Consider the following 22,037-nt stretch of genomic DNA (forward strand, 5'->3'; position numbering starts at 1 on the left):
CCATGCCGTATTCATCTCCATTCCTTCATGCAGCCAGTTCCGCCAGTGACGCAATCCGGCCAGACGTGAGGCAGCCATGATCGCCTCAGCTATCGCCGCCCTGGCCGGTGCGTGGAATCAATCCACGCGTGTGATGCGGCTGCACCTGCCAGCGGGTGCGGACCTGGGCGCAGATGCGCTGATGGCCGAGAAGCTGCAGGCCGTCGAAGAAATCAGTGCCTTCCACGACCGAAATGACATCCCCGAGGTTGACCGGGCCATTGCCGGTTATCGCCTGCAGTTGTCTTGCCTCAGCCTGAACGCCGGCATTTCCCTGCGCAAGCTGCTGGGGCAGGCGGTGCTTGTCGAACTGGACACCGATGGCGCACCGCGCGCCTTCCATGGCCATGTCACCGATTGCAGGATGGAGGGCGCCAACGGCGGCATGGCCCGATACGTGCTCACCATCGAACCCTGGCTGGCCTTCCTGCGGCATCGCCGCGACAGTGCGGTATTCCAGGACATGACGGTGCCGGAGATCATTGACTCCGTCTTTCGCGACTATCAGGGCCAAGGCAGGCTGCAACCGGCCTGGCGACTGGACTTGCAGGATGCCTCGGTCTATGCCAAGCGCAGTCTGGCGACGCAGTACCAGGAAACCGACTTGGCGTTCGTCAACCGGCTGCTGGCCGAGGAAGGCCTGTTCTACACCATCGAGCACAAGGGCGATGCCAGTAGCGCCAGCCTGGGCACACATACCGTGGTGATTGCCGACCACAACGGCAGCTTCAAGCCCAATGCGCGCGAGCGGATCGCCTTCAGCCAGCCGGGCGCGGTGATGCCGCAGGACAGCATCGATCGCTGGCGCAGCGTGCGCCGCTGGCAGAGCAATGCAGTTGAAATCCTCACCTGGGATTATCGCCAGGCCGCAGTCAGGGAGGCCAGCAGCACGAGCAGTGGCGGCGACCACGCCAATGGCAGCCAGGGCGAAACGCCGGGCGGGCTGTTACTGACCCTGCGCGATGCGCCCGGCGTCTACGCCAACGAGAATCGCGCGCAGGCTGAGCGCCAGGCACGCAACCAGCTACAGGCCATCGAAGCGCGCAATGAAATCTTCACCGGTACGGGCACCGTGCGCAGCCTGACTCCTGCGACAACGTTCACGCTCACCGGTCATTACGACCATGTTGGCGGCGCGGAGGATCACTTCGTGCTCCTGCGTGTGGTCCATCAGGCGCACAACAACCTGAACGCCGATCTCAAGGCAGAGGCCATGCGCTTGCTGGGCGAAGCCACGCTCGACCAGGACGCAGTCACGAGTTCCCTGCTGGATGCGGCCTTGCAGCCTGCTCGCGGGGAAGCTCGGCCGGTCTACCGCAACCGTTTCGAGGCGATCCGCAGCAAGGTGCCGTATCGCCCCTTGGTAACCGATGCCGATGGCAAGCTCCTCCATCCAAAGCCGGTGGCCAGCGGCCAGCAGACAGCGGTGGTCGTCGGGGCCCAGGGACAAGCGGTGCACACTGATCGCGACAACCGCATCCGCGTGCAATTCCACTGGCAGCGCGGCGAACGTAGCCATAGCGGCCTGAGCTCGCCGGCGCCGGATGGTCACGTCGGCGCGCCTGCCAATGAACAATCCGGCACCTGGGTACGCGTGCTGGCGGGCATTGCTCCCACGGCGGGTGTCAATTGGGGCGGTCAGGCAGTACCGCGTGTGGGGCAGGAAGTGCTGATCGACTTTATCGAAGGTGACATCGACCGCCCCGTGGTCATTGGTACCTTGTACAACGGCCGTGGCCAGGACAATGCCCAGGGCAACCAGGCCGGGCAGGGTGCGGGAGCAGCCACCGGCAATGCGCCCGCATGGTTCCCAGGTGACGCCGAAGGACATCAGCATGCGGCGGTGCTCTCCGGTATCAAGACCCAGGCATTGGGTACCAGCCAGAGTGGAGGTGGCGCGTACAACCAATTGGTGTTTGACGATACCCCCGGCCAGTCGCGCGCCTCGCTGCAACAGCACGCGGATAGCCATGACGGGGCCAGCGAACTGAACCTGGGCTTGCTGCGCCAGCAGACCGACAATCAGCGGCTGGCCGCCACGGGTCAGGGCTTCGAGCTGAAGACCCGTTACAGTGCGGCCATACGTGGAGGGCAGGGGTTGCTGCTCTCTACGGAGAAGAGTTCGGGGGCTCAGCTCGATGTGCGGGGTGCGCTTTCGCAGCTGGCCGACAGCGTCGAGAAGCAGAAGCAACTGGCGGAGACTGCGCAAAAACACAATGCCAAATTCGAGGGCGAGACCGAAGCGGGAAAATTGCCCGCCGTGGAGTCCTTGGCGGAGTCCGTCGAGGTGCTCAAGGCGAGTGCCACGGCTTCGGCAGGCAGCAGTGGTGGTGACGATGGCGGTGAAGCAGGCTCAAGTGCCGCGACGGCTTTCAGCGCACCGCAGTTGCAGCTCTCCAGTCCGGCCGGTATCGCTGCGGCCACTCCGGCCAGCGCTATCCTGGCTGCGGGTGTGACCAGCAGCGTCACGGCCGGCAAGGACATCAACCAGATTGCGCAAGGCAATCTGCATCATCTGGCCAAATCGGGCATCAGTCTCTTCACCTATGGCAAGGCCAGTGATGCCAGCAAGCCGGTTCAGGATGCTGGCATGGCGCTGCATGCGGCGTCGGGCAAGGTCATCGTGCAGAGCCAGGCTGGCAAGACGCTCATGACGGCGGCGAAGCAGGTGACGGTGGCCAGCGTGGGGCAGGATGTGCAGATCACGGGAAAGCAGCATGTGCAGTTCAGTGCGCAGGGTGCGTGGCTGAAACTGGAGGGCGGCAATATCGAGGTGCATGGGCCGGGGGCGATGGAGTTCAAGGCGAGTGCAAAGGAGTTGACGGGGCCGGCCAGTAGTACATCTTCCTTGACCATGTCCAGCGGCGACATCAAGGGCTGTTCCCAGGCCAGCCAGGACGCCAGTGCGGCGATGGCCGGTGCCCAAAATCTATAGGGCAGGATTCAATGGAAGATAACGTGACAATGACCGCAATGCCGCTCTGGGATTCGTATGTCCGCGCATTGCATTCCCGTTTCCAGGAAGAACCTTGCCTTGCCTGGATCAACCCGGCCCAAGGCGATCCCTTCGAGATCGATGAATTGGTGGCGGCCAGAAAAGTATGCGTGCCCATCATGCATCCACACTTTGACTTGCGTTACGCACCTTACTTGCTGGAGCTGGATCTGTCCCGATTCCAGGATGGTGATGTACTGGCTCGCACAGTGGAGTTGGCAGCCAATGCTTGGACACTGGACAGCTTGCAGAAAATGAACGGCCAGCCGGTATGCGGCTGGGTGGCAGCCTCATGCTCAGCCAGGGACCTGGCGGCTTACTGGGCTCGTACCTGCCACATCCACCACCGTAACGGCCAAGCCAAGCTGCTGCGCTTCCATGACCCCGGGGTGCGCGAATGGCTGTGGCCTGCGCTCGAGAGACTGCAGCGCACCACTTTGTTGGGGCCGGCGACCCACATCCTGTCGATTGGCCGTAACGGGGAACTACTGGAGCAGGGCCTCGACGATACCGAGCCGCAGCAACAGCATACATCCCTGACATTGACCGCAAAACAATGGAACGAGGTAGAGGATTATGCCGTCGTCCACGCTGCCTGGCTTGCCCTGTGCGGGCAGGATGAGGCATGGCGTGGCCGCCTGTCGCAGCAGTCAGGTTGGCAATACAACGTGCTGGATTGTCTTCGGCAAGCGACCGAGTACGGCATTGTGGACGCGCAGGATCGCGCCTTGTTTGCCAGGCACGCCTTGGAAGTCGGCACGAATTTTCATTTGAATGCCTTGCTCTCTCCAGTATGGGAAAGGACGCGCACTGGCCAATACTATGGCGGCGTGCTCGAAGAGGTTATTGGCGATAGCGCCGACCGCCTGTTTATCCATTTGCATCACGAGACTTGAGCTATGGCTTGCAACAACCCCCAGAATCCGCAGTGCCCCAACTGCAACAAGAGTGGCCTTGCCATCCTGCCGGCGCGCTACGCCGTGGTGCCGATGCACGTCGATGCGACCTTGCCAGCCCCCTTGGGCAACAAGGTAACTAGCGTCAGGCTGAATCATCACAAATATGCGTTGCGCGCCTTAAGGGCTGGATTCCTTTACGTCTTTCATGAGAAGCATCCACGCGGCAGTCACATCAAATGGGAGGTGTACGGCGTTTCGGAGGAAGGTACATTGTGGAAGATGCCTTCGACCAGCGCCATCAAGGCCGTGAGCGAGGAACCGCAGTGCTCACGCAACGGACACAACCTCCCGGCCTCGGTCATCACGATCGAATCTCCCGAGAAGTGCAAGCGAGTCTGGATCGCTTTCTCGGAGCATATCTGGAGTGCCGAGACACTGGCAGACTTCGAGAAGGACGCCAAGCTGCGTGACCGGCGCATGCAGACCTTCCTGCCCGCCACCTGGATTGCGACAGGCGGTTATCGCCACGGGTTGCCGGCGACAAAGGCGAACATCGAGCAGATTCTTGAATACAAGCCAGGCTTCCGTGCGGATAGCGTGAATCCAAAGGTCGTACCGAAGATCAGCCGGCCTTCCAGGAATGGCAGCTATTTTGCTGACGTGCTCAAAAAGCAGAGCACCATTTACACAGTCGTTGAGCGCAGTGGGCAGAGCGAGCCCGTCTCCAAGCTGATGACCGAGATCGGAAAGAACCCTAAAGGCAAAGACCATCTGCCGCTGGTCATGGGGGTGTGGGATGCCGTCGGGATTGTTCATGAACTCAACGGCTTCCGTAACGATGTTGTCGGCTGGTCGGAAAAGTACATGGAAGAATTGCAGATGGAGGTCTCTGCGATGATGGCCATTGATGGACTCAAGGAGGTCCTGGGCCAACGGGCCGCCGATGCGCAGGACAGCTTCCAGCAGGACATGAAGAGCCACAGCATGTCTCAGCCGGATACCACCGGTCGGCGCCAGTACGCTTCCAAGCTGCCTCCGGTCGAACAGGCCAAGGCCAACGAGATTAGCGACTTCATTGATGAACTGAGGCAGAAGCAAGTTCCGACTGTCGTTATCCAGCCGACCTATCTCGATCATGTCAATACGATGCCAGAGCCTCAGCGTAGTGCCGAGTTGGCAAAGTTGCGAAAGCAGGCAGATGACTTCGTAAGCACGCGGGACAAGAATGGCGTGAGAAATATCGAGGATGCCAGAACCAGCGCCTGGTCAAAATATGAAAAGAGGTTGGACAAGAAGCGCTATTCAGACTTCAAGAAGAATTACAACGCTTTCCAGGATGACGTAACCAAGATCGCCAATGATCGTACCGGGGATCTGGTGAACTGGCTTGAAGCGAAGAATCTGATTGATGCGTTTACAGAATTCCATGGAAGGAGTGTCAGCGACGGTGTGGTGTTCGATGATCAGGTGGGCAGGGCGATCTTCGGCATGAACCATAGCAATGTGGGACAGGACAAGATTGCTGCTTGGGTCAAGGAGCTGAAAACGACCGAGACCAACCTCCTGTGGCGCGCCATGGCCTTGAACCAGATTGACGCGATGCCTGAGTTGGATGCGTACCTGCAGGAGGCCAAGCAAAACAATGAGAAGAAGATCCTGGCGAGCACGGTCGATTGGATTGCCATCGGTCAAAAGAGCCTGAAGACCCTCGCCGATACCTATAAGAAAGCTATTGGCATCTACAACGCCAATACCAATGCCGCCTCCGAAAAGGGCTCCATGGCATTCAACGTCAGGGTCAAGCCGATCAAGACTTTCGGGGTCGACCTGAAGATCATGACGGTCGGCGATGCCATCATGAGGGAATTCAAGTTGGCAAGCACGCTTGATTACGTTGGCGAAAAAATGGTTCAGCACATGCTGAGTGTGCGAGCACTCGTCAATCCACTGGATTCTTTGCAGCTAATTCAGGCGCAAGCCAGGAATGACGGCGTGATCAGGCAGCAGACTATCGAACGCTTGCGCACTGCACGTGCGTTTCTGGCCAGTGATCAGCCAGCCATGCGCAATGCACAGACTGAAAGCATGCGTCGAGCTTGGGAGGACTTCAAGAAAAGTGAGAAGGCGCCCACCGCGATCAAAGACGTACGAGCGGCGCTGCTGGTGATGATCATCGAGGGGGTTAACTTCTCCAAGATGGCGCATGCCTGCATAGAAAAAGGAGATGCGAAGAGCTGGTGGGGGCTGGTGGCCTCTGGCATGACCATTACTAGTGGTCTGTTTGATGTGGCCGGAGGTATTCTGAAAAACATGACGCAGAATGCCAAGGGAGAATTCGACAAGGGTGCCAGCTTGTGGAGTTACCAGCGGCTTAAGCTTGTTGGTGGAACGTTGGGTGCAGCGACTGCTGCAATAGGAGTAGTGTTTGATACGCTGGATATGAAAAAGAATTGGGAGATGGGCAAGAGAGGAATGGCTTCGCTATATTTCCTCAAGGTTGTCTTCGGATCTGGAAGCGTTTTGTTGTCGACGGCCACTGCGATGACGTACTCAACACCCCTTATTCGCCAGTTGACTGTGAGGGCGACTCTCAGTTTGACAGCCCAAGTTGTTGCTGAACGAGAAGTGGCCTTGATTGCCGCACGTATCCTGCTGATGGCTGCAGGCTTCTGGGTAGGCGTGGCTATCTTCACCATCCAGGTATTGATCTGGATATTCAGCGACGATGATCTTCAATCATGGTGTGCGCTATGTGTTTTTGGAGAAGACCATAACGAAAAATCAGCGTTTCATTCATTGAAGGAGCAAAGTTCCGGATTGAATCAAGCGCTCGTTGCGATTGGTTTGCCACCAGCGGACTAGGCGAAGAAGGTCGATGTTCGGTTTTGGGAAAATGAATCGAAGCCCACTGTTAAAAAAATGAAACTGCACGACTGAAAGACTATGGCTGAATACGTTACACACCCTGATTCTGGACCTACTCTAAAGCTGAGAGGCTGTATCTCCAATTACAAGAAGACGAGGGAAAGCGCTAGCTTCTTCTTCACCTCGGGGGATCAAGCAAAAATTGGTGCAATGGCCGTCCTGTCGGCAGCTTCCGGTTTGGCTGGACAAGCCGCGATCATGGCTAACTATGCTACCTCACTGGAGGAAGAGGCCGATTTCATTGAGTTCGACTTGGATGGCAAGTCGTTAAGTGGATGGGTATGGCGCAGCCCTTTCCAAGAGGGCGATATTGTAGAGGTGGCTGCTCAGAAACGCGACGATCACTACGAACTATTTGCCGTCGCAAGGCCCTCTGATCGGGTTATTGCTCTATATCCTCATTGCTCGCGAGGGCGCGCGACTCATGTCAGGAACGCTGCGAAGTGGGTTGGCTATTTAGCTATCTATTTCTTTTTTGCGGGGATTCTGCTGGGTTGGTTGATCGGTGCTGGACCTCTGGGGATATGGGGTGACTTCTATTTCAATTTCCCGCAGGGATTTCTGATAATTGGAGCTGGCTGGTTGGCATCGGCGCTTATTGTTGGACACCTGGCACGAAAATGGATGCCATTTGTACGATTGGCCGAAAGGGTCTTTCGAATACTGGAATTGCCATCGCCTTCCAAGATCGATTTGAAGAAATCTAGCAAATTACACAAGACAGAGAATGATCCGCCTGAATGTGGAGTGATGTATTTCAAATATTAGGAATCGTGGTCTTGGTGAGAAAATCTGCCGAAGGAATTCAGTACAGCATTTATCGGACGGCCCGGATTGCGTACGGACAATAAATCAGCGACCACTTCCGTATTAAAGAAAATGTGTGCGACAGGATGGTAATGCTTGCTAAATCGTTTCAGAGATCGGCGCCAATAAATATTCGATATCATTTGCCTGGGTCTATTTTATCGTTCCCCGGCCGACGGATATTCTTATGACCAATTACGTAAGCCATTCAAACGAAATACCGCTTCTGAAGCTCTCAGGAAAAATAAGCTCTTATGATAGAAAAAGACTAAGTGCGAGCTTCGTGTTTACTGAATCAGATCAGACGAAAATTGGAGTGCTTGCTGTCGCGTCGGCGACTGCTGGTCTGGCCGGGCATGCAGCAATCATGTCGAACTATTCTTCTGCAATGGAGGAAGAGGCCGACTACGTTCAATTTGAATTAGATGGTAAAAGGATCAAGGGCTGGCTATGGAGGAGCCCATTTAAGGAAGGTGATGAGGTCGTCGTCGCTGTTGAAAAAAAACTAGAACATTATGAGTTGTATGGAATGATGCGCCCCATGGATAAAGTCATAGCGTTATACCCTCATTGCTCACGCGGACGAATTCGACACATCAAGACTATCGTCAAGTGGTGGTTTATTTTGGTGCCGGCTTTTTTTCTTCTTTTCCTTTTGTTGCCAATCACTGGCGGATACCTGAAATTTTGGGAGTTCTGGGGTGAAATTTTTAAGGGGGATCCTAGTGGCTGGTTCATTATTCTAGGCCTCATTGCTTTCTTCGTGGCGATGTTTGCCAGCTTAGGAAGAAAGTGGATGCCATTTGTGCGATTAGCCGAAAAGGTCTTTCGAATACTGGAATTGCCATCGCCTTCCAATATTGATCTGAAGAAGTCCACCAAATTGCATAAGACTGAGAACGATCCTCCTGAATGTGGCGTGATGTACTTCAAATATTGAAGCATCTGATGAACATTCGCTTACCCCTCGGATTTTGAGGAGGCTCTAACTCTTGAGAGAATAGAGCCATGAACAAGAAATCAAGTTAGCTTTCCCCTGAGGTGCGAGAGCGTTCCGTGCGCTTGGTGCGTGAGCAGGGGCAATCGCAGTTGCCTCGGCAGCAGCAAGTTTGGCCGGGCAGGCTGCGAGTCGATGGAATGATCGCTTTCCCCAACGCGATACACTCTCTCAAAAACCACGAAGGTCACCGTAAATCCGGATGAGAAGATGAAGGAAATGAAGATGCTGATCTTTGATCATGTGACCGGAGACGATATTATCGATTTCGATCCAGCGACCGGGCTATGGCGTTATCCAGAAAAGCCGAGAGTGACGCCTGAACTTGAGATCATGGCAAGGTTCACCCTCCCGGTGCGAGGGAGCTTTACTGAAGTCGATGGCAAGCGTTATTACCTTTATTGGACAGCGGACCGGATCTTGCTCTTCAGACTTCCGGATGGCACCGAATACACGTTGTTCCGCCACCTTTCAGATGCACGTTTTGAAGATCTGCGCGACGGGCTGAAATTCGAGATTGTCCCGGCGGAGAGAAGAGATGGCAGTGCTATTCCCGGATATTCAACAGTGCGAATGCACGACAAAACCGGTACGTTATTGCACGAAGTTTCTTATTTTTTCGCAACGGTATCTTCAGCTCTACATGATGGATATCACACCCTTTACCGATAGAGATCTTGGAACATGGGATTTCTTTGTTGCGCTCAAAGATGCTGTCGAAAAATAAGTAAGAAATGCTCAAGCGAGCAGAACGAAAGTCCGCTTGCATCCAGGATACGGGCGAGAACTGGAGAGCGCTGTCCCCTAGATGGTTTTTGGTTGGTAGCCGATTCCGTGGATTATCGGATAGAGGCCAAACAAGGCGAGCTGATGCCCTCCAGTCAGGGTCGCAATGTGAATTGGGAATGGATTTCTCGTGAACTGATTCCTGCGGCTCTTTTCACCGACTAGAACAAATCGAGATATCTCCCACGGCACAGCGCACCTGCGGATCGTTGAGGAAAATAGCAATGCTTGTTTATCAGCACTACACAGGTAGCGAAATTATCGACTTTGATCCGGAAAATGGGCACTGGCGATACCTGGAAGAAGAGCAACGAACGTCCGACCTGGAAATTCTGGGCCGATTTTCGCTGCCCGTTCGAGGAAGCTACACCGAGGTAAATGAAAAACGCTACTACCTCTATTGGACTGCAGATCGCATATTGAATTTGATAACGCCTGACAACAAGACATATCCATTGTTTCGACATCTCAAAGAAGCGCTCTTCGAAGATTTGAGCAATGGCTTGCAGATCGCCATCGCACCTACGCAGAACAATGATGGGAGCGAGAAGCAAGGTTACTCTACGGTTCGTCTATCAGACAAGGATGGCCGTATCCTCCACGAAGTATCGTATAACTCACGATACTATCTGGAGCTATACATGAGCGACCTGACCCCATTCACCGACCGGACTCTATCGACTTGGGATTTTTTTGTGGCGCTCAAGGACGGCGTGGAAAAAATCAGGAAGAAGTGCGTACCGTGTCCAGAGACAATAACGGATGTCGTACGCATCAGGTCAAAGTCTGGCCAAATTTGCCCGAAAAGCGGCTTCTGGCTTGTCGCAGATCTTGTCGATGACAAAATCGAGTGCGAGCAAGGAGACATCATGCCTCTATCGATGGGACGTGATGTGGCATGGGAATGGATATCTCAGGATATCGTTCCTCGAGAACTTTTCCTGGACGAGGACGAAGGATAGCCGCAAGCATCCATCGGATCGTGAGATCCTGTTTCATGGTCAAACACGTCCGGAAGGCAAAGAGAACTGAATCATGCTGCTGTACCTCCACCATACCGCTGGCGATGTGATTGAGCTGGCTCCCGGCACCTACCTATGGCATTACGCAGAGACATCTCGAGGCGGTACAGATACGTCGATTATGGGATTCGTGGTCGAGCCAATCCGTGGTAGCTACACCGAGGTGGATGGAAAACGCTATTACCTTTATTGGTCAGCAGATCGAATTTTGAAATTTGTCACACCCGAGAATAAGGAATACAAGCTCTTTCGTTACTTGAAAAAGGCTCTTTTTGAAGATCTAAGGGATGGACTGCATATGGAGTTGGTCCCCACCGAAAAGAAGGATGGATCTGCAGTTCCAGGCTATTCGACCTTTCGCCTGCTCAACAGCCGTGACGAGATATTGCATGAGGTCTCCTATCACGCTCAGTTCTTCGTTGATCTCTATCTCGGAGATTTCACTGCATCAGTTGATCGCGATCTCGGAACATGGGACTTCTTCGTGGGATTGATGCGTGGCGTAGAAGAAATCGCCAGCAAGTGCGTAGAAAATCCTGAGCTGATCGGTCCGGACCTGGATCGTATCCGTGTACCCACAGGAGCAACCTGCCCCAAGACAGGATTTTGGCTTGTCGCGGACTTATTCGACGACAAGAAAAGAATTGAAGAAGGAAAGCCGATGCCGAGCTCGCTCGGGCGGGATGTGGTGTGGGAATGGCTATCGGTTGATATTGTTCCTCCAGAATTCTTCTTATAACCTGTCACGTCTGATTGTAGCCGCGACAGGATCGAACGCAGTGACCCAAGTTCATACTTATGTTGATTTGCCAGCACCACACCAGCAGCGACGTCATTGATTTTGAACCGACTACCGGACTGTGGCGGTACGTTGATACTGCATGGAGAGGCAGTGACACGGATCTCATTGCTCACTTCGCACTACCCATAAGGGGTTCGTACATTGAAGTAGAAGGAAAGCGCTTCTACGCCTATTGGACAGCAGATCGTGTATTGATGTTTGTCACGCCGGACAACAAGAAATTTGCACTTTTCCGCCATCTGGCTGGAGCCCTGTTTGAGGATTTGCGAGACGGCCTGCAATTGGATCTGGTCCCGGCGCAAAAGAATGACGGCAGTCTTGTGCCCGGATACTCAACCATGTTTTTGCGAGACGAGGATGGAGGCTTGCTTCATACGATTACCTACAATTCAAATTATTATCTGCAACTCTATCTCGCCGACTTCACTCCGTTCACCGATAGAAATCTAGCCTCGTGGGATTTTTTTGTCAGCCTGAAGAACGGAATTGAAAAGATATCTGGGATGTGTATATCCGCAGAAAAAATAGCTGATGTTGATACCAGTCGGATTCGCATCAAGTCAGGAGTGACGTGTCCGCAAACTGGTTATTGGTTAATTGCGGATTTGGTCGACGATAAAGAATATGTTGAAGCAGGGGCGCCCATGCCACGCTCATTCGATAGGGAAGTGACTTGGGAGTGGTTATCTGAAGACATCATTCCACATGAGCTATTCCCAGAAGATCAATAGTCGATGGAATGATCGCTTTCCCCAACGAGATTACAGCGATCATGTCCTTGAAATTAGTACCGCAATCATATGAAGTCTGCCTCCCGTGGCGGCAGCATTCGCAAATTCTCAATTATTGCCGCTGCACAGATATCACACGGCACCACTCACACTGATCAGCTTGGAGAGTACGAGCCACATACGAGGTCGAGAATCGGCTCATAATTTCCCGCTTATTCATCTGCCACCGCGAACACCCGCCCCTAACCCTTGTCCAACCCGCTCCAAGGCCCGCCAGTTCCAGCAAGCAAACGCAGGACCAGCGGGGATCATCATGACAAGAAAATAACTGATCGGGATCGCATCGACCATGAAACTGCCTACCCTGAAATCCTTGCTCGGCGTCAAGCCACCCACCTCCGCCGTGGACCCGCTGCTCAAGCCCATCAATGACAATCACCCCGGCGGCGAAGACCTCTCCTTCACCGCCGATCTGGACGCCATCGCCGAGGCCCGTCGCTTCGACGATCCGACCCTGGACCAGGGCGAATGGGTCACCGACATCAAGGAGGCCGACTGGATCTTCGTCGAGCAACGCTGCGCCCAGCTCATCGAAACCCGCAGCAAGGACCTGCGCCTGGCCGTCTGGTACAGCGAAGCTGCCTGCAAGACGCGCGGCCTGCGCGGGCTGGGTGATGGCTTCCTGTTGGTGGCCGGCCTGTTCGACCAGTTCTGGGATCACCTCTACCCCCTGTCTGAAGAGGGCGACCACGACCGCCGCGTCGGCAACCTCACCTGGCTGCTGTCGCGCTCGGTGCAGATGTCACGCGAGATCCCGCTGACCGAAGGACGCGGCAGTGCCTTCTCCCTGCTCGACTTCGATGGTGCACGCACGCGCGCCGCCAATGCCGAGCGCATCGCCAACGAGGGCGGGCAGCCAGAGGAGGGCGTCAAGCTGGCCGTGATGGAATCGGCCCGCAAACGCAGCTCACATGCCTTCTACGAAGCCATGCTCGCCGATACCCAATATTGCCTGCAATGCCTGGAACAATTCGAAAAGTCGGTGGACCAGCGTTTGGGCGTCGACGGCCCCGGCTTCTCTGCCGCACGTGAGGCGATCACGCTGGTGCATGACACCATCGCGCGTTTCGCTGCCGACACCGGCCTGCGTTCAGTGGCACCCGCGGAAATCGTCGTCGCAGACGAGAACACCGCCGCCCTGGCCGCCCAATTTACCGAGCCCGGAAGCCCAGTTGCGGCGCAGGTCCAGCATCAAGGGCCCATCCGTACCCGTGCCGAAGCCATCGCCCAACTGCGTGCGGTGGCGGAATTCTTCCGACGCACCGAGCCGCACAGCCCGGTCGCCCACCTGGCGGACAAGGCAGCGCAGTGGGGCGAAATGCCCTTGCATGCCTGGCTCAAGACTGTCATCAAGGACAATGCCGCGCTGTCCCATGTCGAGGAACTGCTGGGATTGCAACCGCCTCCGCAGGATTGAGCCCGTAGCGGCCTCAGCTCAAATGCAAAAAGGAACCGCCAAAAAACGGTTCCTTTTTTCTTTTACGAGATTCGCCCAGCCCTTACTTGGCGATGCGGAATTCGATGCGGCGATTCTTGGCGCGTCCTTCCGCCGTGCTGTTGGAGGCGACCGGTCGGTCAGGGCCCTGACCAGAGGTAGTCAGCAGGCTCTCATCGACGCCCTTTGCACTCAGGTAGGCTTTGACCGCATCGGCCCGCGCCAGCGACAGCGAAATGTTGCTGGCGCGCAGACCTTCATTGTCGGTATTGCCGATGATCTCCACATGCCGTCCTTTGAGTCTCAACATGGTGGCAGCGATCTCGTCGAGGATGCGCTTGCCTTCAGGCGTCAAGGTGGCCTGCCCGCTCTCGAAGGACACCACGCGGTTGGCCAGTACATTGTCCAGCAAGCCCTGTTCCGAGGTGGAAACCCGCAAGCCATTGTTGACGGTATAGGAAGAATTCAGGCTGCTGGCCATGTCGCTGGCGATTTGTTGTCGCTGTGCTTCATTGGCCACTTCGCCGGAAATGCTGACGCTGGTGCCGTCGATCTTCAGCTGACCTCGGCTGACCGCCTTGAGGTTGGGCGAAATCAGTTTCTGCACGTGACTGTTCCAGTTGGCCGGTAATACCACCTGGCCCACCGCAATCTGGTCGACTACACGATCGGCGCCGTAGACTTCACGCAGACGCGCCAGGGCCGCGGCCTTGCTGGCTTCGTCCGGTACCGTTCCGGTGACCAGGACCTGGCCCGGCGCGGGAGTGGCAACAGGCGGCGCAACGTTCTGCGCCAGGCCGATTGAGCAGGCAAGCGAGGCGGTGCTCAACAGCGCCAGCCGACGGGTTTGGGAAAGAAGGTTCGTCTTCAAGATTCAGGCTCCGATGAAAGCTTCGCGGAACGAGGCCAGGGCCGAGGTCAGCGAGAGGTCTGGATGGGCCAGGTAGCTGGACAGTTTCTGGATGCCGTAGTCACCGCTCACGTGTTCCTCCACCCAGTCGGCATCGTCGAAGGGAATGTTGTGCTCGGCACCGGCCTGGACATCCATCACCGAATGCAGGGTGCGCGGTGAAGCTCCGGAGAAGCCAAGGAACATGACCGGTTGTTCATCCATTCTGGTCAGCAACAGCACCAGCTCGAAATCGGCCCGCGTGAGGAAGGGCGTAATCAGGTGCATCCAGAAGCTGGCTACCAGGCTGCGATACATCGGGTCGCGCGGTAGTGGCAGGATCAGGTTCTTGTCGAGACGGCTGGAGGTGCTGGCCATGACAGGTTGCAGCAGCAGGCCCAGTGCCAGCAGCAGCTGACGCAGATTGCCGGCGAAGCCTGCCTCGGTCAGCATCTGTTGCAGCGAACCGGTCGTCTGCAGATCAAGGAAGTCAGCGAAGGCGGCGCGGTAGCCGGCGCTGTTGATGTCCAGTTCCAGCGTGGTCGAAGCCAGTGTCTGCAGTGGCTGGCCAGGATCGGGCGCGCTCAGTACCCCCTGTGTGAGCGACTCCAGGCGCGTCCACAGTCGCGAGAGGATCAGAGGACTGTTGCTGACGAAGGCCACCGGATCTTCGATATCGAAGGCACTCATCGAGATGAACGGGAAGCGGCGCTGCGACTGGTCGCCGCTGGCACGCAGGTGGCCCGCCACGGCACGCCGGCTGCGCGGACCCATGACCACGAAATGCAGGGGCTTGACGCCGTCATAGATGATCTTCCAGCGCGCATCGCGCGAGAGCAGCTCCATGGTCTGCGCCAGCCAGTTGTCCAGCAGCGTGATCAGCGCGGCGTTGTCGTTGGCCTTGATGAAATCCCCGCGTGCCGGAATCTTGCCGAAATAGCCGATTCTGATGGGGGTGCCGGATGCACTCATTGCTTGGCCCCTGTAGTCATGGATTGAGTTTGCGATTGCACCGGCGACGCCGGTGCAGGCGCTGGCGGCGCGCCGCCAGCGATGGTTTCCGGCAGCTTCAGGCCACGCAGAGCCGCCGTGCCGCGTGCGGCACCATTGCTGTTGCCGGAGACTTCGGCGCTGCTGATGATCTTCAGGTTCACCACCACCGTCACCCCGTCATTGGTCCACGACAGCTCGAAGACCCCGTTGTCCTTGCGCTTGCGCTGGGCCGTGTTGATCAGGCGTTCCAGACCGAAGCGTCCGGGCTGGTTGGCCACTTCCACCGTACGACCGTCATAGGTGACGGCAGTCACCCGGGCACCCGGCGCACCCTGCGGATTGGGCCAGACGAAGTTGCTCCACTGGGCTTGGGTATTGCGGTAGCGTAGCTGCTGACCATCGATCTCGATGGTGTATTCCAGCGCACCCGGCGCTGGCTGGGGCTGGATCTGGAACACCGTCTGCGCATCTGCAGCACCGCCACCGCCGCCTGCACCAGCACCGCCCGGGGTGCTGATCCAGTCGGCGAAGCTGGTGGTGATGGTCGGCGACAGGGTGATGCCCATGTCGGCCCACTTGCGTGGCGACAGCGTATCGCCCCGGCGTACCACCAGCGGACCCATGGCCGTGGTCACGAACTTGGAGATCGCGCCATTCTCGCCAAACACGGTACCAATCTCGCCACTATTGGCCTCGATCTTCGAGTTGGGCGAGAACGGATACTTGGCCGCCAGATTGTTCTGGAACGGCTCGTATACCTGGGCACGCCAGATCTTGTTGACCTCGCCTTCGGTCGGACGCACCAGCGCATTGAAGCCCTGTACCAGCGGCCGCACCAGCAGCGGCCGCAGGGTGGTCTTCTGCTGGTCGTTCAGGCCGGGCAGCATCTCCTCATCGACGAACTTGAGCGAATCCGACAGTTCCGAGCCGCTGCCTTCCAGCGTCTGCTGCATCAGCTGCTTGGCACCGGGGCCGGTGTCTCCCTGGTTCTTGATGGTGTTCAAGCGGGTACGCAGCTTGGAGAGATTTTCCATGTAGCCGCGCATGAGCGAATTGCCCTTGTCCTTGCTCACCACCAGGCGCGCCACGCCGGCGAATTCGCGGCCGACCGGCCCCATCGGGATAGCGGTGCTGCCATCGGTATTGAGCTGGGTCGGCGCCGGTACCGGGGCCGGCGAGCGACGCAGGATGGTTTCCTTGAACCAGCCCATGAAGCCCTTGCTGGCGTTCGCCAGGCCGGCATCGACCAGCGAGGGGTTGTCCCACGAGGTTTCGTCGTAGACCGTATTGATCACCTTGTTCAGCGGTGAGGTTAGCGGGTCGCCCAGACGGTTCATGGCATTGGTGGCCTCGTCCAGGTTGTGCAGTTCGACGATGCTCACGCCCTGCAGGAATTTCTGCCACTCACGCGCGTATTCGGTCTTGTACTGCGATACCAGGGCCTTCTGGATCTGCTCGGGGCTACCCTCCAGTGTCAGGTCGTCCTTGGTGGAGGTCTTGAGCACCCAGTCGGCGCTTTGCAGTTCCTTGTTGGCGGCCTCCTTGAAGGCATCCTCCACGAACTTCTCCCAGGCATCGCGAGTGAAGGTGCCGGGGATGGCGTAGCTGCCCATCACCAGTTCCTTGTCCTTGTCGCCGACGATGCGGGCGACCGTCATGGACGCGAAGCGGGTCGCGGCACGTGCCTTCACGTCGGCATATACGCGCTCGCGCGCCGGCATGCCACGAACCACACGACGCAGGTTTTCACGGGTCTGGTCGACCAGGGTCAGCTTGTTTTCCACGGTCGGCCAGGAGGGATCATTGATCTGTTCCAGCGAGAAGCTGATGAGTCGCTCGGCACTGCGGATCATCTGTTCGCGCGGCATGGTGCCCCGGTTGGTCTCCAGCCAGCCGCGCCAGAAGCGGGTGATCTGGTCGCTCAGGTGACTCGATTCGGCACGTGACTTGTCGGCCAGCATCAGATAGGTCTTCAAGGCGTTGTAGGCATCTTCCACACTGGTGGCCGAGCTGTCCTTGTAGGTGCGCAGGGCGTTGCCGGCCTGCGCGCCATTGTCGGCCACCGGCGTGATGCCGCCGGCTTGGGGCGGCTTGGACATCGGTTCCAGCTTGCCGGAATTGGCGTTGACTTCCATCAGGTAGGTCTCGATGTTGGAGGCCACCGGTTTCAACATGATTTCCTTGATGCCGGCGAAGTATTCCTCGCGCAGCTTGCGTTCCAGCAAGTCGCCCTGATAGAGCCCGAGTCCGACCGAAATCGGGCGGCTGGAGCGATAGCGGTCCAGTTGTTCGATACGGTCCTGCAGGATCTCCAGTGCTTCGAAGCGCGATTGCAGGTCCAGGCGCTTTTCCTGCAGTTTGACGGCCTTGTCCATGTCGGCCTGGACGTTGGCCACCAACTGGCGGTTGCCCATGTAGGACCAGCTCCATCCACCCAGCAGCGCCCCCAGTACGGTCACCGCCGCGAAGAAGGTGATGTAGCGCATGCGGAGCTTGTGGCGGCTGGTGTACTGCGCCACCAGCTGCTTGTCCGCAAAGATCACCTGCTTGAACAGGTTGTGCAGGAAGAAGCCGTGCTGGGAGGAGATATCGCGCTGCGGCTTGTGTTCCAGCGTCAGGCCGAAGCGGTCGGCGATGCGCTGCGAGGAGGCGCTCACGGTCGCGCCTTCCTGCAAGGCACTGGTGAAGTAGAAGCCTCGGAAGACCGGCTTGAACTGGAAGGGATTCTCCTCGAACAGGGTGGTCACGAAGGAACGCAGCACGCCCTTGATGGAGGAAAACTCCAGCGGGAAGGTCAGTACGCCCGGCGCCAGGTTTTCGCCGCGCTTGACCGACATGTTGACCAGGCTCATTTCCTTGAGGCCGGCGTACAGTTCGTCGAAGCGCTCATCAAAGAAGCTGCTGACCTCCTGTCCGCTGCGCTTGCGGTCGTAGGCGAGGGTGGCGCCCCAGACGCGGTCGCGTTCACTGCGTTCGGTGTCGAGGAAGAATTCGTTGAAACCGGTGATCAGGTCAGCCTTGGTGAAGACCACATAGACGGGCGCAAAGACTTCCAGCTTTTCGGTCAGTTCCTGTACGCGCTGGCGCAGATTCTTGGCCAGATTGATGGCGAATTCGGGACGATTGCCGGTCAGCTCGGCGATGCTCACCGCAATGATGATGCCGTTGATCGGCGCCTGCTTGCGATAGCGCTTGAGCAGGCCCAGAAAGCTGAACCATTCATTTCGGTCATCCTCGTACACCGAATAGCGCCCGGCGGTATCGAGCAGGATGCCATCGGTGGTGAAGAACCAGTCACAATTGCGTGTACCCCCCACCCCATGGACGATCTTGCCCCCCTTGTCGGCGAAGGGGAATTGCAGGCCCGAATTGGCGATGGCAGTGCTCTTGCCCGCTGCCGGGTTGCCGATGACCATGTACCAGGGCAATTCGTACAGCGCGGCAGCGCCCGACTTCTGCCCCAGCTTGGAGGTCTTGATGGTATTGATGGCTTCCAGCATGCGCTGGCGCAGGGCGTTCACGTCGTCGCGGCGCGCGCCGTCGCTGCTGGTGGGGGCAGCCTGGGTGGCTTGCTGCTCCAGCACGTTTTCCAGCTTGCCGGCGGCACGCCGGGCTTTCCAGCGCTTGCAGAGCCAGAACCCCAGCCAGACCAGCAACAGCAGGCCGAGCAGGGCAACGGCCCAGATCAGCGCCACTTCGAGCTGATCGGCGCCGATGAAGAGAAAGGCCGCCAAGGCGGCGAAGCCCAGGAGGATGAGGACACGCGTGTCGCTGAGGATATGCCAGAGTCGTTGCATGATGTGAGCGCTTTGGTGTGGAGTTCTTGTTATACGGTCGCTGAAGCAGGGGCGTGAGATGCCGTGGATGTCGAGGATGCTGCGGGATCGGAAACCGGTGCGGCTCCTGCCGCAATGACGGGAGCGAGGCTGAGGGCCACCACGGCGCGCCGGTGTGCGTCTTCGTTGCAGACGCACAGGGTCGGTTCGCCGCTCTCGGAGGTGGCAGTGTGTGCCAGTACCAGCGCCGACAGCGCCGTGGCCTGGCCGGCCGAGCCGCAGGTGGCGCCGAGCTTGACGCATTGGCTCCCCAGGTCCAGTTCGGGCAGGGCGGCGTAGCCCAGTTTCATGATTTCATCGGTACGGCTGGCGCGGTAGTCACCATCGCTTACCAGCAGGGCCAACTGATCGGGGGCAATCGCGGCATCGCGCAGCGCAGCCTGCGCCAGCTGGATCAGCAGTTCGCCCGATACGCGGCGAGCCTGGTCGACCGATTGCTCATGCCGGCCCACGCTGGCCCGGTGCAGCAGGACCGGATCGGCCGTCCCCATGGCCAGCGCCTGGGTGGCGTCGGCCAGGATCAGACCGGCGGCGGCTTCTGCCGGCGCTTTGCCGATGTTCTGCGACCCTTGCAGCAATTGCTTGTCCTGCTGCCAGGCCTTTACGATCTCCGGATCCAGGTTGCACTCGGCTGCAATGACCATGGCCAGGTAGGACGAGGCCAGATAAGGGGAGGGCTGTTGCGTGCGCGCATCGCGACTGGTGGCGACCAATCGGTCCAGGTGCTGCAGCGGGTGCGCGTTTTCGCCGGCCGCGGCGGGAAGCACGTTGAGCTTCTCGGCCGGCCAGCCGGCCAGGCATACCTGCTCAGCCAGCCAGCGTGCAGCCTGCATGCGGGTTTCGCTTCCCCAGTGGGCAGGCAGCAGGACCAGCAGATGCAGATGCGGCAAACCGACTTCCTCCTGACGGTGACGCGCAGCCTCGCGATACTCCTCCAGCAGGGGGTGCCACTGCAGCCGTCCTCCCAGCTCCCGCGCGATATCGGCGGCCAGCGTCAGGCTGCGCCAGTGAGCATCGCCCATCAGCATCAGATCCTGCCCGGGGAAATGTTGCTGATGCCAGGTCTGGTAGATTTCGCGTGTTTCTTCACTTTGGAGGTCGCCGATGCGCCCGGCGAGGATGGGCATGTCCTGATCGTTCACCAATTCGCCATCCAGGGGCAGGCGCAGGGATTGCGACTTGATCTGTTCCAGCAGGCTGCTGGCGTCGGCACCGAAGGGTGAGCGCAATGCAGTGGCCACGATGGCCAGCGTCCACCTGCGCTCGGGAGGATGTCCCGGTTCGCTGGGTGCAGCCGTCGGGGCAGGTGCGGCAGCCGCGGCGGCGGCCTTGGCGGCGGCTGCCGCGACCAGCGCGCTCCTGGCCTTGCTCACGCCCCACACCAGCAGCAGAAAGGCGGCCGGCAACACCAGTAGATAGACGATGACATCGCCGCCATCGGGCATGTGGTTGGCGCCTGACCAGTAGGTGATGAACATCACCCAGGTCATCAAGAAAACTGCGACGGTCAACAGACCCCGCTTTATCCATGTGCTCATCAGCGTTCGCTTTCTGGATTCTTATTGTTGTAGTCGGCCCTGCCCCTGTCATGATGGTTGGGTTCGCTCAGAGCGTCGTGGTCGCCTGACCGGCAATGAGTACCGCGCCGCAGGCGGTCTTGTCGCCATCGCGCGCTACCGGCGCGCCATCCACCACCATGGTGGGGTCGCCGCTGACGATGGTGGTGGTGCCGTGGTGCGGGCAACTGACCTTGTCGCCGATGCGCGCCACCGGCTTGTTGCCGACCAGAGTCTGACCGGAACCTTCGATGACGCTGCCACCGTGCGAAGTCTTGTCGCCGAGGACGATGATCGGCTTGCTCATGGTGTATCCCCTTGTATTTCTATGGTCTGTCTTTATGCGGGCGGCCGGGCAAGGGGCCGCCTCCAGCTTCATTTCTTCATCACGCCCGGCATGCGGTATTCCGTGTGGCCGAAATCCATCAGCTTCCAGCGGCCGCCCCAGGTCAGTCCCACCGACTCGGCGACCTCGCCATAGAGACGATAGCCTTCCATGGCCCATGGATCCTTTTCGCTGATGACTAGCTTGCCGTTCCGGACAAAGGCGCAGTCGCCCGCAAGGCCGTACTGGTGGTAGCTCTGGAACGCGGCTGCATTGGTGACGTTGCCCCCCATCCCGGCCAGCATGTTCTGGCGCTCCGGACTGCGGTAACCCTCGATGAGCGCCATCTCGTAACCATGCTTTTCCTTCATGATCTTGAAGACCAGCAGCAGGCGTTGGGCGTATTCTGGATTGAGCAGTTGCCAGTTGCGGCTGGCGTTGACCAGCATCGGACGGACCTGGACCACTTCCGCAGTGGTAAACATGTCCGGCGGCAAGGGCGGCGGTGGTACGAGTTGCTCGCCTTTTAAAAGTTCCGCAATTTGAGAATTGGTTACGCGCTGGGTGTCGTCAAAACCCTGCAGCATCGACTTGTCGCTTAACAGAAATGCAACGATGGCTGGACCTATCAGCAATACTGCGATCGTTGACACAATTACGTAATTATTGCGCACGTAGTCGACACTCGCTGTCAGGGAACTCCGTACGCTGGATGTGGTCCCTGCAATCACCTCGTCGCTTCTTCTGTTCCAGCGTTCCCACCGTGAGCGCAGACCTGCAAGCCGGGCGTGCAGGAAGCGTAACGTCAGTCCTCTGCCGGACGGAAACAGCAGCAGCCACATCGCGAAGCCGGTGACCAGCAGATAGGTGGCAATGAGAAGGAACAGCACGACGAATCCCCTTTTTATTCTGGTCGACGCTGGGTGGCACTGAAGGTGCG

At 58.0% G+C, this 22,037-nt stretch carries 16 protein-coding genes; 10 read left to right on the top strand and 6 right to left on the bottom strand.

Annotated elements, in window-relative coordinates; translation table 11 throughout:
• The first annotated feature begins 76 nt into the window (after positions 1-76).
• The 10 genes from HWE01_RS14040 (at position 77) to tssA (ending at position 13,480) form a co-directional block, all read left to right on the top strand.
• Entirely contained in the window at positions 77-2,974 is a 2,898-nt protein-coding gene (locus tag HWE01_RS14040; protein ID WP_241822133.1) for a type VI secretion system Vgr family protein, read from the top strand.
• A gap of 11 nt (positions 2,975-2,985) precedes the next feature.
• Complete coding sequence (locus tag HWE01_RS14045) at positions 2,986-3,930, top strand: DUF4123 domain-containing protein (protein WP_241822134.1); 945 nt, start codon at positions 2,986-2,988, stop codon at positions 3,928-3,930.
• A 3-nt stretch (positions 3,931-3,933) separates the two neighbouring features.
• Positions 3,934-6,795, top strand: a complete 2,862-nt coding sequence (locus HWE01_RS14050) for a T6SS effector BTH_I2691 family protein (protein ID WP_241822135.1) — start codon at positions 3,934-3,936, stop codon at positions 6,793-6,795.
• An 81-nt stretch (positions 6,796-6,876) separates the two neighbouring features.
• Positions 6,877-7,626: a putative type VI secretion system effector gene (locus tag HWE01_RS14055; RefSeq protein WP_241822136.1), complete on the top strand. Its 750-nt coding sequence runs from the start codon at positions 6,877-6,879 to the stop codon at positions 7,624-7,626.
• A 226-nt stretch (positions 7,627-7,852) separates the two neighbouring features.
• Positions 7,853-8,605, top strand: a complete 753-nt coding sequence (locus HWE01_RS14060) for a putative type VI secretion system effector (protein ID WP_241822137.1) — start codon at positions 7,853-7,855, stop codon at positions 8,603-8,605.
• Between the two features lie 276 nt (positions 8,606-8,881).
• Positions 8,882-9,334 carry a hypothetical protein gene (locus HWE01_RS14065; RefSeq protein WP_241822138.1) on the top strand — a complete coding sequence of 151 codons (453 nt, stop codon included), beginning with the start codon at positions 8,882-8,884 and terminating at the stop codon, positions 9,332-9,334.
• A 338-nt stretch (positions 9,335-9,672) separates the two neighbouring features.
• Positions 9,673-10,410, top strand: coding sequence for a hypothetical protein (locus HWE01_RS14070; protein ID WP_008332261.1), 738 nt, complete (start codon positions 9,673-9,675; stop codon positions 10,408-10,410).
• Between the two features lie 73 nt (positions 10,411-10,483).
• A complete protein-coding gene (locus tag HWE01_RS14075) occupies positions 10,484-11,209 on the top strand; it encodes a hypothetical protein (protein ID WP_034351045.1) in 726 nt (241 codons plus the stop codon).
• A 59-nt stretch (positions 11,210-11,268) separates the two neighbouring features.
• Positions 11,269-12,003: a hypothetical protein gene (locus tag HWE01_RS14080; RefSeq protein ID WP_241822139.1), complete on the top strand. Its 735-nt coding sequence runs from the start codon at positions 11,269-11,271 to the stop codon at positions 12,001-12,003.
• Between the two features lie 349 nt (positions 12,004-12,352).
• Positions 12,353-13,480 (top strand): type VI secretion system protein TssA, encoded by a 1,128-nt coding sequence (gene tssA / locus HWE01_RS14085; RefSeq protein ID WP_241822140.1) that lies wholly within the window; start codon positions 12,353-12,355, stop codon positions 13,478-13,480.
• A gap of 82 nt (positions 13,481-13,562) precedes the next feature.
• Here tssA and HWE01_RS14090 read toward each other — a convergent pair whose 3' ends face one another.
• From HWE01_RS14090 to HWE01_RS14115, 6 genes are all read right to left on the bottom strand, one after another.
• The gene (locus tag HWE01_RS14090) at positions 13,563-14,369 is read right to left on the bottom strand and encodes an OmpA family protein (RefSeq protein ID WP_241822141.1); all 807 of its coding nucleotides are present in this window, start codon (positions 14,367-14,369) and stop codon (positions 13,563-13,565) included.
• 3 nt (positions 14,370-14,372) lie between these two features.
• On the bottom strand, positions 14,373-15,359 hold the full coding sequence (gene tagF / locus HWE01_RS14095; protein ID WP_241822142.1) for a type VI secretion system-associated protein TagF: 987 nt from the start codon (positions 15,357-15,359) through the stop codon (positions 14,373-14,375).
• Positions 15,356-19,177 carry a type VI secretion system membrane subunit TssM gene (tssM, locus tag HWE01_RS14100; RefSeq protein WP_241822143.1) on the bottom strand — a complete coding sequence of 1,274 codons (3,822 nt, stop codon included), beginning with the start codon at positions 19,175-19,177 and terminating at the stop codon, positions 15,356-15,358. Before tssM ends, tagF begins: the two co-directional genes overlap by 4 nt.
• A gap of 29 nt (positions 19,178-19,206) precedes the next feature.
• The gene (locus HWE01_RS14105) at positions 19,207-20,706 is read right to left on the bottom strand and encodes a hypothetical protein (protein WP_241822144.1); all 1,500 of its coding nucleotides are present in this window, start codon (positions 20,704-20,706) and stop codon (positions 19,207-19,209) included.
• A 115-nt stretch (positions 20,707-20,821) separates the two neighbouring features.
• A complete protein-coding gene (locus HWE01_RS14110) occupies positions 20,822-21,079 on the bottom strand; it encodes a PAAR domain-containing protein (protein ID WP_008332251.1) in 258 nt (85 codons plus the stop codon).
• Between the two features lie 68 nt (positions 21,080-21,147).
• A complete protein-coding gene (locus HWE01_RS14115) occupies positions 21,148-21,987 on the bottom strand; it encodes a M15 family metallopeptidase (protein WP_241822145.1) in 840 nt (279 codons plus the stop codon).
• Between the last annotated feature and the right edge of the window lie 50 nt (positions 21,988-22,037).

Origin of the sequence: Herbaspirillum sp. C7C8, assembly GCF_022627875.1 — a bacterium.
Taxonomy (GTDB): domain Bacteria; phylum Pseudomonadota; class Gammaproteobacteria; order Burkholderiales; family Burkholderiaceae_D; genus Herbaspirillum.